The 16,861-nt window shown below is 69.1% G+C and carries 11 protein-coding genes; 9 read left to right on the plus strand and 2 right to left on the minus strand.

The annotated features are described in order from the left end of the window. Positions 1–8: 8 nt before the first annotated feature. Positions 9–899: an AraC family transcriptional regulator gene (locus tag J2S76_RS17785; RefSeq protein ID WP_307062561.1), complete on the minus strand. Its 891-nt coding sequence runs from the start codon at positions 897–899 to the stop codon at positions 9–11. 245 nt (positions 900–1,144) lie between these two features. On the opposite strand from J2S76_RS17785, the gene J2S76_RS17790 reads away from it, so the two are divergent. The 9 genes from J2S76_RS17790 to J2S76_RS17830 all read left to right on the plus strand — a co-directional run bounded on the left by J2S76_RS17790 (position 1,145) and on the right by J2S76_RS17830 (position 15,899). Then, the gene (locus J2S76_RS17790; RefSeq protein WP_307062563.1) at positions 1,145–3,277 is read left to right on the plus strand and encodes a TonB-dependent siderophore receptor; all 2,133 of its coding nucleotides are present in this window, start codon (positions 1,145–1,147) and stop codon (positions 3,275–3,277) included. After that, on the plus strand, positions 3,271–4,098 hold the full coding sequence (locus J2S76_RS17795; RefSeq protein ID WP_307062566.1) for an ATP-binding cassette domain-containing protein: 828 nt from the start codon (positions 3,271–3,273) through the stop codon (positions 4,096–4,098). The genes J2S76_RS17790 and J2S76_RS17795 overlap by 7 nt, the downstream gene beginning before the upstream one ends. Further along, positions 4,095–5,003: an ABC transporter substrate-binding protein gene (locus tag J2S76_RS17800; protein WP_307062567.1), complete on the plus strand. Its 909-nt coding sequence runs from the start codon at positions 4,095–4,097 to the stop codon at positions 5,001–5,003. The genes J2S76_RS17795 and J2S76_RS17800 overlap by 4 nt, the downstream gene beginning before the upstream one ends. Next, positions 4,996–6,984, plus strand: coding sequence for a Fe(3+)-hydroxamate ABC transporter permease FhuB (gene fhuB / locus J2S76_RS17805; RefSeq protein WP_307062569.1), 1,989 nt, complete (start codon positions 4,996–4,998; stop codon positions 6,982–6,984). Before J2S76_RS17800 ends, fhuB begins: the two co-directional genes overlap by 8 nt. After that, a complete protein-coding gene (locus J2S76_RS17810) occupies positions 6,977–8,056 on the plus strand; it encodes a siderophore-interacting protein (RefSeq protein WP_307062571.1) in 1,080 nt (359 codons plus the stop codon). The genes fhuB and J2S76_RS17810 overlap by 8 nt, the downstream gene beginning before the upstream one ends. 21 nt (positions 8,057–8,077) lie before the next feature. Beyond that, positions 8,078–9,817 (plus strand): ABC transporter ATP-binding protein, encoded by a 1,740-nt coding sequence (locus J2S76_RS17815; RefSeq protein WP_307062573.1) that lies wholly within the window; start codon positions 8,078–8,080, stop codon positions 9,815–9,817. A 214-nt stretch (positions 9,818–10,031) separates the two neighbouring features. Next, positions 10,032–13,160: a response regulator gene (locus J2S76_RS17820; protein ID WP_307062574.1), complete on the plus strand. Its 3,129-nt coding sequence runs from the start codon at positions 10,032–10,034 to the stop codon at positions 13,158–13,160. Beyond that, positions 13,157–14,041 carry a CheR family methyltransferase gene (locus J2S76_RS17825; protein ID WP_307062576.1) on the plus strand — a complete coding sequence of 295 codons (885 nt, stop codon included), beginning with the start codon at positions 13,157–13,159 and terminating at the stop codon, positions 14,039–14,041. Before J2S76_RS17820 ends, J2S76_RS17825 begins: the two co-directional genes overlap by 4 nt. Beyond that, the gene (locus J2S76_RS17830) at positions 14,028–15,899 is read left to right on the plus strand and encodes a response regulator (protein ID WP_307062577.1); all 1,872 of its coding nucleotides are present in this window, start codon (positions 14,028–14,030) and stop codon (positions 15,897–15,899) included. The genes J2S76_RS17825 and J2S76_RS17830 overlap by 14 nt, the downstream gene beginning before the upstream one ends. 10 nt (positions 15,900–15,909) lie before the next feature. On the opposite strand, the gene J2S76_RS17835 is transcribed toward J2S76_RS17830, so the two are convergent. Beyond that, entirely contained in the window at positions 15,910–16,833 is a 924-nt protein-coding gene (locus tag J2S76_RS17835; protein ID WP_307062579.1) for an acetamidase/formamidase family protein, read from the minus strand. Positions 16,834–16,861 lie beyond the last annotated feature (28 nt).

The following is a 16,861-nucleotide window of genomic DNA, read 5'->3' on the forward strand; positions in this document are numbered from 1 at the left end:
GCGTGGCCTCAGCTTCCCTGGGCGCGCCGCCAGGCGGCGGGGGTGGCACCGGTGAGGCGGCGGAAGCTGCGGGTCAGATGCGCCTGATCGGTAAAGCCGGTGGCGGAGGCGATCTGGGTGAGCGGCAGGTCGGAATCGGCGAGCAGCGCCTGCACCTTCCGCAGCCGCGCCTTCATGTGCCACTGATAAGGCGGCACCCCGGTCGCCGCCTTGAAGGCGTGGCTGAAATAGGACTGCGACAGGCCGGTCAGTTCCGCCAGTTCATGCAGCCGGATATTGCGTGAGCAATTGGCCTCGATGAAATCGGTCACGCGCCGGAGCTGGCGCGGCGACAGCGTGGCGCGCGGGGCCTGCGCCCCCGGCGTGGGGCGGCCGAGGCGCAGCAGGTCGATGAACAGCGCCAGCGTCAGCCCGTCGCCATAGAGATCATGATGGCGGTCCGGGCCGGTGCATTCCTCGGCGATCAGCTGCGCCAGGGTGAAGAGGCGCGGGTCGAGGAAGTCCAACCGCGGCGTCGACAGCTGGTCGCCGGCGAGATCCTCGCCCAGCCGCTCGCTCAGCGTGGGCGCATGGAAATGCAGATCGAGATGCCGCACCCGTACCGGCTCGTCGATATGCGACCAGATCGGCATGTCGGCGGGCACGAAGCTCATCCGGTGCGGGACGCGCTGCACCGTGCGGGGGCTGCCATCGGCCGAGAGCTGCACATCCGAGCGCGCGCCCTCGCGCTCCAGCACCACGAACAGCCGGGCGTCGCGCGAGACATAGTGGCCACGCGCCCCCGCCGCGCAGGCGACATGCCAGACATCGGCGATGATCCCGTTCCAGCGCCGCCAGTGCAGCTCATCCAGAAGGGTTATGCCCTCCACCGACGAGGTCATGCGAGGTTGGAATGTCATCCTGCGTGCCGCTCGCCAAGATCAATGCGGGATTTCATAGCTTAGAATCAATATGAACTAGCACTTCGCCTTATTCTGGCGCCAAATCCATTCGATCAACGCGCAATAGAAAACACGATCGTCCAAAACACAAGAGGATGCGACAAGAACGGCGGGATGTTCATTGATATGAAGCGGTGTTTCCTGGGGCCGGAGGGAAACGCTTCTTTATAATTCATCTCAACTGTTTCAGAACGGGTAGCATGATGCGCGAACGGCTGGGCCTCTCGATGGTATCGCTGCTGATGGGCAGCGCGGCGATGATTGTTCCGGCCAGCCTGGCGCGGGCGCAGGACGGCGCGGCGGCGATCGAGCTCGAACAGATCGACATCCAGGGCCAGCGTACCGACGACACCGATGGCTATGTCGCTCGCACCAGCACCGCCGGCACCAAGACCAACACGCCGCTGATCGAGGTGCCGCAGTCGATCTCGGTGGTGACGCGCGACCAGATGGACGCCCGCGCCGTGCAGAATGTCGGCCAGGCGCTCGACTACACCGCCGGCGTCGTCTCCCAGCCCTTCGGCACCGACCCCCGCTTCGACAGCCCGATCATCCGCGGCTTCAAGGCCGATAACAGCATGTATCTCAACGGCCTGAAGCTGATGCGCCAGGCCGGCGTCACGGCGCTCGATCCCTATGGCATGGAGCGGATCGACGTGCTGCGCGGCCCGGCCTCGGTGCTCTATGGCCAGGGCAATCCCGGCGGCCTGATCGACTTCATCTCCAAGCGGCCAACCTTCACCAATTTCGGCGAGGTGCAGGCAGAATTTGGCAGCTTCGACCGCTACACCGGCCGTTTCGACATTGGCGGCGTGATCCCCGATCATGCCGATTTCGCCTATCGGTTCACCGGTCTCGCCCGCGACGGCGGCACCCAGACGGACTATGTCGACGATAACCGCCTGTTCTTCGCCCCGGCGCTGACCTGGCAGCCCTCCACCGACACCTCGCTCACCGTGCTGGCCAACATCCAGTACGACCAGTCGGGCACCCCGGTCGGGCTGCCGGTGCAGTACACGGTGGATGCCGATGGCGGCCTTCGCCTGCCGCGCAGCCTGTTCCTCGGCGATCCCGACTACGACAACTCCAACCGCACCTTCGGCAGCGTCGGCTACGAGTTCAAGCACCGCCTCAACGAGGCCTGGGAATTCCGCCAGAACACCCGTTATGCGGTGCTCGACTGGGATTATAACAGCCTCTACTACAGCGCGCTCAGCACCACCGATCCGCTGGTCGCCAATCGCGGCTCGTCGGAGAATTCGGAAGACCAGCAGACCTTCAACGTCGACAGCCAGCTGCACGGAACGTTCGAGACCGGCCCGCTCAGCCATAAGGTGCTGATCGGCGTCGATTATCGCCGCTACAGCGAATCGAACGACACCGCCTTCGGCACCGCCTCGCCGATCAACATCCTGTTCCCGGTCTACAACCAGCCGGTCAGCGGCACGCCGTGGTACACGGCGGATGTCGACGGCACCATCTCCCAGACCGGCGTCTATGCACAGGACCAGATCCGCCTGCAGAACTGGCTGCTCACCGTCGGCCTGCGCCATGACTGGGCGACCACCGATTCGACCAGCCTGACCAATTTCGGCGACACCGCACAGGACCAGGACGACAGCGCCTTCACCGGCCGCGTCGGGCTGACCTATCTGTTCGACAACGGCATCGCCCCTTATTTCAACTACTCCACCTCCTTTGAGCCGGTCATCGGCAACATGCCGACCCAGCTCGGCGGGGCGGCGTTCCAGCCGATGCAGGGCGAGCAGGTGGAAGTGGGCGTGAAGTACCAGCCGGTCGGCTGGAACGGCTTCTTCACCCTCGCCGCCTATGACATCACCCAGTCCAATGTGGTGTCGACCGAGCTGATCGATGGCGTCAGCTATGAGACCCAGCTCGGCGAGGTGCGGGTGAAGGGCTTCGAGTTCACCGCCGTGGCCGGGCTGGCGGACGGGCTCAATTTGATCGCCAACTACACCTATATGAACGCCGAGATCACGCAGGGCGAATATGCCGGCAACCGCCCGGCCAACGTGCCCGAGAACATGGCCAATGTCTGGCTCGACTACACCATTCCCTCCGGCACCCTCGCCGGCTTCGGCTTTGGCGGCGGCGTGCGCTTTGTCGGCGACCGCTACGCGCTGGACGACAACAGCATCTTCCTCTCCTCCAACACCCTGTTCGACGCCGCCATCCATTATGAGAAGGGGCCCTTCAAGGCCCAGCTCAATGTGAACAACATCGCCGACGAGACCTATGTCGCCAGCTGCGGCTTCTTCGGCTGCTACTATGGCGATGGCCGCACCGTGGTCGGGACCCTCTCCTACAAATGGTAGAGCGGGCGCACCCAGCGCCGGCCGGCGCGCACTGGTCCCTGCGCGGGGCGGCCTTCACGCTCGGCGAGCGGGCGATCCTTGAGCCCCTGACGCTCGACCTGCCGGCCGGGCGCGTCTATGGGCTGATCGGCCCGAACGGTTCCGGCAAGAGCACGCTGCTGAAGATGATGGCGCGCCAGCTCGCCCCCAGCGGCGGGGAACTGCGCTTCGACGGCCGCCCGCTCGGCGCCTGGGCCGGGCGCGCCTTCGCCCGGGAAGTCGCCTATATGCCGCAGTTCATGCCGGCTTCCGACGGCATGAATGTGCGCGAGCTGGTCAGCCTCGGCCGCTACCCCTGGCATGGCGCGCTCGGCCGCTTCAGCGCCGAAGACGCGGCGCGGGTGGAGGCGGCGATCCAGCGCACCGGGCTCGCCGCCTTTCGCGAGCGCGCGGTGGACAGCCTGTCCGGCGGCGAGCGCCAGCGCGCCTGGCTGGCGCTGATGCTGGCGCAGGGGGCGCGCTGCCTGCTGCTCGACGAGCCGACCTCGGCGCTCGACATCGCCCATCAGATGGAGGTGCTCGCCATCCTGCGCGAATTGGGCGGCGAGGCCACCGGCGGGCCGGGGCAGCAAGGCGCCATGACCGTCATCGTCATCCTGCACGACATCAACCTCGCCGCGCGCACCTGCGACGCGCTGCTGGCGCTGCGCGGCGGCCGGCTCATCGCCCATGGGCCGTGCCATGAGATCATGGAGCCGGAGCGGCTGCGCGCGATCTATGGGCTCGACATGGGCGTGATGGCGCACCCGGTCAGCGGCACGCCGATGAGCTATGTGCTGTGAGATCAGGACCGGGCCTCAGCCGCCGCGCCCTGCTCGCGGCCCCACTGGCGCTCGCCGCACCGGGCGCGCGCGCCGAATCTGCCGCGCTGCGGGTCGCCACCGTCGACTGGGCGCTGCTGGAAACACTTCTCGGCATGGGGATCACGCCGGTGGCGGCGGCCGAGCTGGTGCTGTTCCGCCAGGTGGCGGTCGAGCCGCCGGTGCCGCCTTCCGTGATCGATATCGGCCTGCGCGGCGCGCCGAATTTCGAGGCGCTGAGGCTGGCGCGTCCCGACCTCATCTTCAGCTCGAACTACTATGCCGAGATGGAGCCGACGCTGCGCCTCATCGCCCCGGTCGAGACCCTCTCGATCTACCGCACCGGCGACCCGCCCTTCGCGCGCGCCGAGGCGGCGGCGGCGCGGATCGGCGCGCTGACCGGGCGGGAGGAGGCCGCCGGCGCGCTGATCGCCCGCGTCAACGCGCAGATCGACGCCGAGCGTGGCGACCTCGCACGCCATGCCGGCCGGCCGGTGCTGGTGCTCAATCTCGGCGATTCCAGACATTTCCGCGTCTTCGGCGCCGACAGCCTGTTCGGCGAGGTGCTGGTCCGCCTCGGCCTCGCCAATGCGTGGGGCGACCGCACCTCCTACGCCGCCTCCGCCCCGATCGGACTGGAGGCGCTGGCGCGTTTTCCCGAGGCCTTCCTCGTCATCCTGCGCCCGGTGCCGCCGGATGCGGCGCGGGTGCTGTCGACGAGCGCGCTGTGGAACGCGCTGCCCAATGTCCGCGACCATCGCCTCGCCGTGCTTGACAGCGTCGATCCGTTCGGCGGCCTGCCGACCGCCGCGCGCTTCGCCCGGCTGCTGAGCGCGGCGCTGCGGGCCGAGGGCGACGCCGCCCGGCAAGGGGGAAGCCTTGGCTGAGCTGACGCTTACCCGCCCCGCCCGCCTGCGCCCGCTCCAGGCCGGGCTGGCGCTCGCCCTGTTCGGCACGGTTCTGTTCGCGCTGGTGCTGGCCCGCCAGCCGGCGCTGGAGGGACCGGACGCCACGGCGTTGGAACAGCTGCTGCTCTGGCACAGCCTGCTGCCGCGCGCCGCGACGGCGCTGCTGGCAGGGGCGGCGCTGGGGCTTTCCGGCGCCCTGCTGCAGCGCGTGCTGCGCAACCCGATCGCCGATCCCTCGACGCTGGGCATCGCCGCCGGCGCCCAGCTGGCGCTGACGCTCGCCATCGCCTTCGCCCCGGCGCTGCTCGCCTTCTCCCGCGAAGGCACCGCCTTTGCCGGTGGCATCCTTGCCGTGGCGCTGGTTCTGGCGATGAGCTGGCGGCGCGGCTTCGAGCCGGTCACGGTCGTCGTCGCCGGCATGACGCTCTCGCTCATGGCGGGGGCGATGAGCGCGGCGCTGATCCTGGCGCGCGGGGACTATGTGTTCTCGCTGTTCATCTGGGGCGCCGGCGCGCTGCACCAGCAGAACTGGCAGCCGGCGCTGCTGATCGGCACGCGGCTGGCGCTCGGCGCCGGCGCCGCCTTGCTGCTGCTGCGCCCGCTGGAGCTGATGATGCTGGACGATGCCGCCGCCCGCAGCCTCGGCATGGCGGTGCAGGGCATGCGACTTGCCATCATCGCGCTCGCCGTCTGGCTGGCGGCCAGCGTCGTCTCCCAGGTGGGCGTGATCGGCTTTGTCGGCCTCGCCGCCCCCGCTTTCGCCCGCCTTGGCGGCGCGCGCCGGCCAGGCGCCGTGCTGCTCGCCGCGCCGCTGATCGGGGCGCTGATGCTGTGGATCACCGACAGCCTGGTGCAGCTGACGGCCAGCGGCGGCGGTGATCTCATTCCCACCGGCGCGGCGGTCGGCCTGCTCGGCGGGCCGCTGCTGCTCTGGCTGCTGCCGCGGCTGCCGGCCTCCGCACCGCAACCGCTTAGGGCCACCGGCCACGCCCGGCGCCTGCGCCGGCCCGGCCGGGCCCTGGCCCTGCTGGCGGCCGGAGCGACGCTCATCGCCATCCTCGCGCTGCTGGCCGGGCGCGACCTCGAAGGCTGGGCGCTCACCACCGGCCCGCTTCTGGCGGAGCTGGCGGTGTTCCGTATCCCGCGCATCGTCGCGGCGGCGGCGGCGGGCGGGCTGCTCGGGGCGGCGGGGGCGATCATGCAGCGGCTCACCGGCAATCCGCTGGCCGGGCCGGAAGTGCTGGGGGTGAGCGCCGGCGCCGGGGTCGGCCTCGCACTCGCGCTCACCCTCTCGCCCGCGCCGAGCGCCGCCCTGCTGCTCGCCGCCAGCGCCGGCGGGGCGCTCGGGGCGCTCGCTCTGGTGCTGCTGATGGCGGCCTGGACCGGATTCGCGGCGGAACGGCTGCTGCTGTGCGGCATCGCCCTCGGCTGCACCGGGTTCGCTCTGCTCTCCGCCGTCTTCGCCGCCGGCGGGCCCGGCAGCTTCCGGCTGCTGGCCTGGATGTCCGGCTCCACCGACAGGGTCGGCGCCAATGAGGCCTGGATGCTCGCGGCCGCCGCGCTGGTGCTGCTGCTGCCCGTTGCCGTTCTCGGCCGCTGGCTGGAGATCCTGCCGCTCGGTGCGGGGGTGAGCGCGGCGCTCGGCGTGCCGGTCGGCGCCAGCCAGCTCGCCCTCACCTTGCTGGCGGCGCTGATGACCGGGGTGGCGGCGTTCTTCGTCGGCCCGCTGAGCCTCGTCGGGCTGATCGGCCCGCATCTGGCGCGCCTCACCGGCTTCGCCTCGGGACGATCCTTCGTCTTCGCCTCGGCGCTGATCGGCGCGGGGGTGCTGCTGCTCGCCGACTGGCTGGCCCGCATGCTGGCCTTTCCCTATCAGCTGCCCACCGGCCTGCTCGCGGCGCTGGTCGGCGGGCCCTACCTCATCTGGCTTCTGCAACGGGGAGGAGGCCGGCATGGCTGACCCATTCACCGCTTCTGCGCACATACCCTGCGCGGCGCCGGCGGAGCTGCTGGCCCTTCTGTGCGACCGGCTGGAACCGGAGGCGACCCGCCACCGTTCGCCCGGCACCGCCCGGCTGGAGAACTGGTGCGGCAAGGTCGATCTCGCGGTCGAGGCGGCCGGCTGTCTCTCCCTGCGCGCCCGCAGCGACCGCGAGGACCGGCTGGCGGTGCTCAAGATGCAGCTGGCCGAGCACATCCATGCGGCGACGGCCGGTACCGTCGCCGCCTTCGCCTGGGAAGGCCATGGCGCGGGCAATCCCTGCCTGCCCTATTTCCGCGAGATGCGTGTCGCCCGGACCCGGCAGCTCACTCCCCTGATGCGCCGCGTGGTGCTGGAAGGCGACGCCGCGCATTTCGCCACTGGCGGGCTGCATGTGCGGGTGCTCATTCCCCCGACCGGCCGCGATCCGGTCTGGCCCCATGCCGCGCCGGACGGGCGCACGATCTGGCCCACCGGCGCGGACGCACTGACGCCGCGCGTCTACACGGTGCGGGAGGTGGATCTGGCCCGGTGCGAAATCGCGCTCGACGTGATGCAGCACCCCGGCATCGCCACGCCGGGGGCGGACTGGTCCCGTCAGGCCCGTGCCGGCGACCGGGTCGGCCTGCTCGGGCCCGGCGGCGCCGGCCTGCCGCCGGCCCGCTGGTACCTGCTCGCGGGGGACGAGACCGCGCTGCCGGCCATCGCCCGCATGGTTGCCGCGCTGCCCGCCAATGCCGAGGCCGTGATCCGGCTGGAAGTGGCGGATGCGCGCGAGCAGCAGCCCCTGCCTTCCCTCGCCCGGCTCGACGTGCAATGGCTGCACCGCGACGGCGCCGCCCCCGGCACGGGCGATCAGCTGGAACGGGCGGTGCGGGCGCTCGCCTTTCCGCGGGACGTGGAGAACGTTCATGTGTGGGCGGGCTGCGAGCAGAAGACGGCGCGGGCGCTTCGCCGGCTCATCACCGGCGAGCGCGGCCTCGCCAAACGCCGATGCGCCATCGCCGCCTATTGGCGGCTGGGCCATCCCGGTATCGATCTGGCCGATTGAGGCCGCTATAAGCGATCCATCATGCAGCTCATCCGGCCGTTCCTGACCTATTACGCCCCCTATAAGGGGCTGTTCATGCTCGATTTTTCCTGCGCGGTGCTGTCCGGCCTGCTGGAGCTGGGCTTCCCGCTGGCGGTGAAGCTGTTTATTGACCACCTGCTGCCGGGGCAGGACTGGCACCTCATCGTCTGGGCGGCGGTGGGGCTGCTGGTGATCTACCTGCTCAATGCGGCGCTGATGGCCATCGTCACCTATTGGGGCCACATGCTCGGCATCAATATCGAGACCGAGATGCGCCGGCGCGCCTTCGATCATGTGCAGAAGCTATCCTTCTCCTATTTCGACAACCACAAGACCGGCCATCTCGTCGCCCGCCTCACCAAGGATCTGGAGGAGATCGGCGAGGTCGCCCATCACGGCCCCGAGGACGTGTTCATAGCCGTGATGACCTTCGTCGGCGCCTTCTTGGTGATGCTGAGCGTGAATGTCCACCTTGCCCTGCTCACCGCCATCATCGTGCCCGCCAGCGCCCTCATCACCACCCGCTACGGGCGGCGGATGACGGCGAATTTCCGTGCGCTGTTCGGCCGGGTCGGCGCCTTCAACGCCCGCATCGAGGAGAATATCGGCGGCATCCGCGTGGTGCAGTCCTTCGCCAATGAGGAGCATGAAAGCCGGCTTTTCGCGGTGGAGAATGCGCATTACCGCAGCACCAAGCTGGAAGCCTACCGGCTGCTGGCGGCCAATGCCTCGCTGTCCTATCTCGGCATGCGGCTCACGCAGGTCATCATCATGCTGGCCGGCACCTGGTTCGTGCTGCGCGGCGAACTCAGCAATGGCGGCTTTGTCGGCTTCCTGCTGCTGGTCGGGGTGTTCTTCCGGCCGCTGGAGAAGATCGCGGCTGTCATGGAAGTCTACCCCAAGGGCATTGCCGGCCTGCGCTCCTATCTCGACTTCCTCGCCACCAAGCCGGATGTCGCCGATCGCCCCGGCGCGATCGAGCTGGCCGGCGTCAAGGGCGCCATCCGCTATGAGGGCGTGCGCTTTGCCTATGGCCCTGCGGCGCCGGTGCTGAACGGGATCGACCTCGACATACGCGCTGGCGAGAGCGTCGCCTTTGTCGGCCCCTCAGGCGCCGGCAAGACCACGCTGTGCTCGCTGCTGCCACGCTTCTACGACGTCACCGGTGGGCGCATCAGCATAGACGGGCACGATATACGCGATGTGCGCCTCGACTCGCTGCGCCGGAACATCGGCATCGTCCAGCAGGACGTGTTCCTGTTCGGCGGCACCATTCGCGAGAACATCGCCTATGGCCGGCTCGACGCCAGCGAGGCCGCGATCCTGGAGGCGGCGCGCCGGGCGCAGCTCGACGGCCTGCTCGCCGAGCTGCCGCTCGGGCTCGACACGGTGATCGGCGAGCGCGGGGTGAAGCTCTCGGGCGGGCAGAAGCAGCGGCTCGCCATCGCCCGCATGTTCCTGAAGGATCCGCCCATCCTCATTCTCGACGAGGCGACCTCGGCGCTGGACAGCGAGACCGAGTGGGAGATCCAGCGCGCCCTGGCGGCGCTCTCGGTCGGGCGCACCACGCTGATCATCGCCCACCGCCTGTCGACCATCCGCACCGCCGACCGCATCGTCGTCGTCACCCGTGACGGTGTCGCCGAGCAGGGCAATCATGCCGAACTGGTGGCGCGGGGCGGCCTCTACGCCCGCATGGTGCGGACCCAGTTCGCCGAGGCGGACCGCATCCCGGCGTGAGCTGCGCCGGCCAGGCTGCCGGCTCGCTCCACTTTCTTTCCAAATAGCCGGAACCTTCCCGCGGCAGAAATGTTTATGGGCGCCGGGGAAATGCGTCCTGCGCGGAATGAGCGGCGCTGCAGGTGCGCCAGCACCTGACGCGGCGGACGTCACGGCATCTGGCGGGTCGGCGGCACGCAGCCTCGCAGCGTCTTTTCAGGGGAGTGAGGGCAGCGTGCAGTTCAGGGCGCTCGGGGAGAAGCCGGTCCTTCTCTATGTCCTTCTCGCCGCGCTCACCGCGCTGGTGTTTCTGGCGGACCTTTCGTTTCCGCTCGGCGTCGCCGTGTGGGTTATCTATTTCATCCCGGTGGTGCTCGCCTTTCTCGCCTGGCGCACCCACGTGCCGCTCGTCACCGCCGCTGCCGTCACCAGCGTCATCGTCGCGGGCTATATGGTCGACCGCCCCGGCATCGACCCCAGCATCGCCCTGCTCAACCGCTCCATGGGCACGGCCACGGTGTGGATCCTGGCGGCGACGGGCTTCTTCTTCATCCGCAACAAGCTGGCCGTGCGCCGCGAGGAATGGATCCGCACGGCGCAGGTAGACCTGTCGCGCCGAATGATGGGCGACCTGTCCAGCCAGGAGCTGGGCGAGCGCGTCCTCGCCTTTCTGGCCGAGCGGCTCGGCGCGCAGGCCGCTCTCTTCTATGCCCGCGACCACGACGCCTTTGCCCGCGCCGCCAGCTATGGCGTGCCCGCCGAGGCGCCGGTGCCGGCCCGGATAAGCCGCGGCGACGGCCTGGTCGGCCAGGTGATCGCCGATAATCGCAGCTTCACCGTCGACGCCGTGCCCGAGGGCTATCTCTATTTCGGCTCCTCGCTCGGCAAGGCCAAGCCCGACTGGCTGCTGCTGACCCCCACCCGCGAGGACGATGCCGTCAACGGCGTGCTGGAGCTCGGCTTCCGCCGCAAGCCGGGCGCCGAGGCGCTGGAATTCCTGGAGCGCACCGCCGGCGCGGTCGGCGTGGCGCTGCGCTCGGCGCAGTACCGCACACGGCTGGAAGAGCTGCTGGAGGAAACCCGCCGGCAGGCGGAAGAACTGCGCGCCCATGGCGAGGAGCTGACCTCCGCCAATGAGGAGCTGCACGAACAGAGCCAGGCGCTGCAGGAGTCGCAGCGCCGGCTGGAGCGGCAGCAGGCGGAGCTGGAGGAGTTCAACGCCCAGCTGGAGGAGCAGACGCAGCTGCTGGAAGCCCAGCGCGACGATCTCGCCCGCACTCAGGGGGCGCTGAAGGAGCGGGCCAACGACCTCGCCACCGCCAGCCGCTACAAGTCCGAATTCCTCGCCAACATGTCGCACGAGCTGCGCACGCCGCTCAACGCGCTGCTCATCATGGCGCGGCTGCTCGGCGAGAACCGGCACGGCAACCTGACCGAGGACCAGGTGGGCTTCGCCCAGATGATCGAAACCTCGGGCAACGACCTGCTCACCCTCATCAACGACATTCTCGACCTGTCGAAGATCGAGGCCGGCAAGCTGGAGCTGAAGCCGCAGCAGGTGGCGATCGCGGCGCTGGCCGAGAAGCTGATCCGCAGCTTCGAGCCGCAGGCGGCGCAGAAGGGTGTCGCCCTGCGGGCCGAGGTGGCGCCGCACGTGCCGCAGCTTTTGGAAAGCGACCCGCAGCGCCTCGAACAGGTGCTGAAGAACTTCCTCTCCAACGCGATCAAGTTCACCGCGCAGGGCGAGGTGGTTCTCGCCATCGACACCGACCCGGACGACCATGTCGTGTTCGCGGTCCGCGATTCCGGCATCGGCATCGCCGAGGAACAGCAGGAGGCGATCTTCGAGGCCTTCCGCCAGGCCGACGGCACCATTGATCGCCGCTATGGCGGCACCGGGCTCGGCCTGTCGATCTCCCGCGAGCTGACCGTTCTTCTCGGCGGCGAGATCCAGCTGGAGAGCCGGCTCGGCGAGGGCAGCACCTTCAGCCTGGTGGTGCCGACCCGCTTCCGCGGCATCGTCGTCGACAGCGCCAGTCCGGCCCCGCCCACCCGCTCGGGCCGCCGCAGCCCGGCCGCCCGCAAGGACGCGCCACGACCCGTGCCGGCCGACGAGGCCGCCACCCTTTCCCCCCGTGCGCCCGCCGGCATCGACGACGACCGCGCCCGCCTCACCGCCGGCTCCCGGGTCATCCTGGTGGTGGAGGACGATCTCGCTTTCGCCCGCATCCTGCTCGATCTCGCCCATGAGCTCGGCTTCCAGTGCATCGTCACCACGACCGCCGACGACGGGGTGATCGCCGCGCGGCAATATCTGCCGCACGCGGTGGTGCTCGACATGGGGCTGCCGGACCATTCCGGCCTCACCGTTCTCGACCGGCTGAAGCACGATGCCCGCACCCGCCATATCGCCGTCCATGTGGTCTCCGCCAGCGATTACGAGCAGACCGCCCTGGCCTATGGCGCGGTCAGCTACATGATGAAGCCGGTCAGGCGCGACGAGCTGGTGCAGGCGCTGGAGCGGCTCGAATTCCGCATGGCGCGCCAGCTGCGCCGCATCCTGATCGTCGAGGACGACCCGGCCCAGCTGCGGGGCCTCAGCGAGCTTCTCTCGGCAAAGGAGGTCGAGACGGTCGGCGCCGCCACCGCCGCCGAGGCGCTGGCCCGGCTGGAGAGCGAGACCTTCGACTGCATGGTGCTCGACATGACGCTGCCGGACGCCACCGGCTTCGATCTGCTGAGCCGGCTCGCCGACAATGAGGCGGCGGCGTTCCCGCCTGTTATCGTCTACACCGCGCGCGAGCTGACCGATGCCGAGGAGCTTCGGCTGCGCCGCTACTCCAAGTCGATCATCATCAAGGGCGCGAAATCGCCGGAGCGGCTGATCGACGAGGTGACGCTGTTCCTGCACCAGGTGGTGTCCGACCTGCCGGTGCAGCAGCAGAAGCTGCTCGCCACCTCGCTCAACCGCGACGCCCGCCTGGAGGGCCGCCACATCCTCGTGGTGGAGGACGATGTGCGCAACGTCTTCGCCCTCACCTCCATCTTCGAACCGCACGGCGCCCGGGTGCAGATCGCCCGCAATGGCCGCGAGGCGCTGGAATTCCTGGAGAAGGCGGAGGGCGGTCCGCCAATCGACCTGGTGCTGATGGATGTGATGATGCCGGAAATGGACGGCCTCACCGCCACGCGGGAGATCCGCCGGCGGCCGGGCTGGGAGACGCTGCCGGTCATCATGCTCACCGCCAAGGCGATGGCGGACGACCAGGAACAGTGCCTGGCGGCGGGCGCCAATGACTATCTCGCCAAGCCGCTTGATGTCGACAAGCTGCTCTCCCTCGCCCGGGTGTGGATGTCGCGATGACGGGCCTCGCCAGCGTGATGGGCCACACGAGTGTCAGCGAGAAGATCGAGCTCGACCTGCTGGTGGAAGCGATCCATCGCCGCTACCACTATGATTTCCGCTCCTATTCGCGCTCCTCGCTGAGCCGCCGGGCCGAGCTGCTGCGCCAGCGTCTGCACTGCGACACGCTCTCGCATGTGCAGGCGCGCCTGCTGCGCGAGCCCGAGCTGCTGCCGCTCATGATCGAGTGCCTCACCGTGCAGGTGAGCGAGATGTTCCGCGATCCCGCCTATTTCCGCGCCCTGCGCGAGCAGGTGATCCCGCATCTGCGCACCTTCCCCTCGCTCAAAGTGTGGGTGGCGGGGTGCAGCGCCGGCGAGGAGCTGTATTCGCTGGCGATCCTGTTCCGCGAGGAGGGGCTGGAAGCGCGCACCATGTTCTACGCCACCGACACCAACCCGGTGGCACTGGCCCGGGCCGAGCTCGGCATTTTCGATCTCGACCGCATCCCCCTGTTCACCGAGAACCACCGCAAGGCTGGCGGGCATTCCTCGCTCTCGGACTACTACACCGCCGCCTATGGCGGGGCGGTGTTCGACAAGTCGCTGCGCGCGCGCACCGTGTTCGCCGAGCACAGCCTCGCCTCCGACCAGGTGTTTTCCGAAATGCACCTGATCTCCTGCCGCAACGTGCTGATCTATTTCGATTCGAACCTGCAGGACCGGGCGCTGGGCCTGTTCCGGGACTCGCTGACGCGCGGCGGCTTTCTCGGTCTCGGCATGAATGAGAGCCTGCGCTTTTCCGAGCACGCCGACGCCTTCGCCTCCTTCGCCCCCGATGAGCGCATCTATCGCCGGCTGGCGATGGTGGCGCAGATGGAGACCCGCCATGGCGTCGCCTGAGCCGGTGAAGTTCCTCCTGGTCGACGACATCGACGAGAATCTGCGCGCACTGGAGGCGCTGCTGCGCCGCGACGGGCTGGCGCTGTACAAGGCCCGCTCCGGCATCGAGGCGCTGGAACTGCTGCTGGAGCATGATTTCGCCCTCGCTCTGCTCGACGTGCAGATGCCTGACATGGATGGCTTTGAGCTGGCCGAGATGATGCGCGGCACCGGGCGCACCCGCCGCGTGCCGATCATCTTCGTCACCGCCGCCGCCACCGATGAGGGCCGCCGCTTCAAGGGCTACGAGGCCGGCGCGGTCGACTTCATCTACAAGCCGATCGACCCGCTCATCCTGAAGAGCAAGGCGGACGTGTTCTTCTCCATCGCCCGCCAGCATGAGCAGCTGGCCCTGCAGAAGGACGCGCTCGCCAAAGCAGCAGCCGAGCTGAGCGGCGCGCTCGACCGGCTTCAGGCCCACACCGACAATTCGCCGCTCGCCATCGTCGAGTTCGATCCCGACATGCGGCTGCTCGGCTGGTCGAAGGGCGCCGAGCGCATGTTTGGCTGGACCGCGCCGGAGATGATCGGCCATCCGCTGGCCGATCTCGGCTGGATGCCGGACAGCTGCATCGCCGATATGGTCGCGCTGTTCTCCGCCTCGATGGCCGACACCTCGCACCAGCGCGGGCACGACACGGTGCGCTGCCGCGCCCGCGACGGCAGCATGCTCGACTGCGAATGGTACAGCTCGGTGCTGCGCCGCCCGGACGGCACGCCGGTGTCGCTGAGCGTGCAGATCCTCGACATCACCGATCGCCGCCGCGCCGAGGAAACCCAGCTGCTGCTCATCGGCGAGCTGAACCACCGGGTGAAGAACACGCTGGCCAGCGTGCAAGCCATCGCCACCCAGACCCTGCGCTACACCCGCAACCCCGACCAGTTCTCCGCCACCTTTTCCGGCCGCATCCAGGCGCTGGCGCGCGCCCATGGCATGCTGAGCGACCGCACCTGGCAGGGCGCCGACCTGATGGACCTCGTGCGCGACCAGCTGCGGCTCGGCACGATTGACCCCGCGCGCCTGCAGGCCAGCGGCCCCCGGGTGCAGCTGCTGCCGCAGCCGGCGCTGCGCCTCGCACTGATCCTGCACGAGCTGGCGACCAATGCGCTCAAATATGGCGCCTTTTCCCGGCCCGCCGGCCGGGTCGTGCTGGAATGGTCGGTGGAAGGCGAGCAACTGCAGCTGCGCTGGCAGGAAAGCGGCGGTCCGCCGGTGCAGGCGCCGCTGAAGCGCGGCTTCGGCTCGACCCTCATCGACAGCAGCATGAAATCGGATGGCGGCACCGCCACCGTCTCCTTCCGCAGCGACGGCGTGGTCTGGGACCTCGCCATGAAGCTCGACGGCCCTGCCGCCCCGGGCGCCGAGCGGACGGGCAGGCTGGCCGCCGCGCCGGCACTGGCACCGGCGCGCGAGGCGCAGGCGCTCGATGGCTGCCGCCTTCTGGTGGTCGAGGACGAGGCATTGGTCGCGCTCGAACTCATCGCGGTGCTGGAGGATGCCGGCGCCACAGTGTGCGGCCCGGCCCGTACTGTCGAGGAAGCGCTTGAGATGATCGAGGCCGAGAGCTTCGACGCCGCCCTGCTCGACGGCAATCTGCACGGCAAGCCGGTGGATGCGGTGGCCGCCGCGCTGACCCGGCGGGGCCTCCGCTTCGCCTTCGTCAGCGGCTATGGCCGGGAAAACCTCCCGGCCGCCTTCGCCCACGCTCCTGTCATCGGCAAGCCCTTCACCCCGCACCAGCTGGTGGAGATCGCCGGCAGCCTGACGCGGCGGGAGGAGAACGTCGTCGCCTTCCCCGCCGCCGCCGTGCCGCGCTGACCGGTCACTTTTAGCCGGCGAACTGGGCGAGCACGCTTTTGTCGACCTTGCAGATATAGGTGTATTTCGGGTTCACCACCTGGGTGCAGCGCGCCTCGGCGATCTGGCCGAGCAGCATGTAGCCCTCCGCCGCCGGGATGCCGTACGCGTCTTCCAGCCAGTAGATCATCTCCTGGAAGGCAATCCGCATCGCGTCCTCCAGCGGGCGGGCGCAGCCGAGCGTGCAGATATGGGTCGGCGTCTCGATGCGGGGATGACTGAGCCGGGCCGGCGCCTCTTCCAGCGTCACCCGCACGGTGAGCGTGGCGGCGATCTCGATCGCGCCCATGCCATTGGCCTCGCCATCGCCCTGCAGCGCGTGGCAATCGCCAAGGAAGAGATGGGCGCCGTCATGGTTCACCCGGAACATCACCGTGTTGCCGGGGGTAATCTCCTGCACGTCGAGATTGCCGCCATGGGTGCCGTTGTCCACCGTGAGCACACCGCCATGCACCGGGGCGACGCCGGCGACGCCGATCATCGGGCGCACCGGCAGCTTCACCTTGTCGCTCCAGTGGACGATGCCGTCCTTCACCTCGACGACATGGGTGCGCATGCCGAACTCCTTCTGCCGCACCCAGTCCGGAAACATGCCGATGCCCGGCCACAGCGCGGTGAAGCCGAGCGTGTCGAGCTCCATGCCGAGGATTTCAAGCTTCAGCATGTCGCCGCGCTTGGCGCCCTTGACCTCGATCGGTCCGGTGGCGCCATTGACGAAGGGCAGCGACACATCCGCCTCGGTCAGCTGCTGGCCGAGATGGCGGATGGTGCCGTCATTGGCGTTGATGGCGCACTCCACCACGAAGGTCTCGCCGGGCGAGACTGCGGCGACGAAGGCATCATTGGCCGACAGGGCGTATTTGATGTTGCCGGCCTTGCTGACACGCTGGTTCATGGTCACTCCTTTGGGCACGGGCGCGGCA

The organism is Ancylobacter vacuolatus, from assembly GCF_030813595.1.
Taxonomy (GTDB): Bacteria; Pseudomonadota; Alphaproteobacteria; order Rhizobiales; family Xanthobacteraceae; genus Ancylobacter; species Ancylobacter vacuolatus.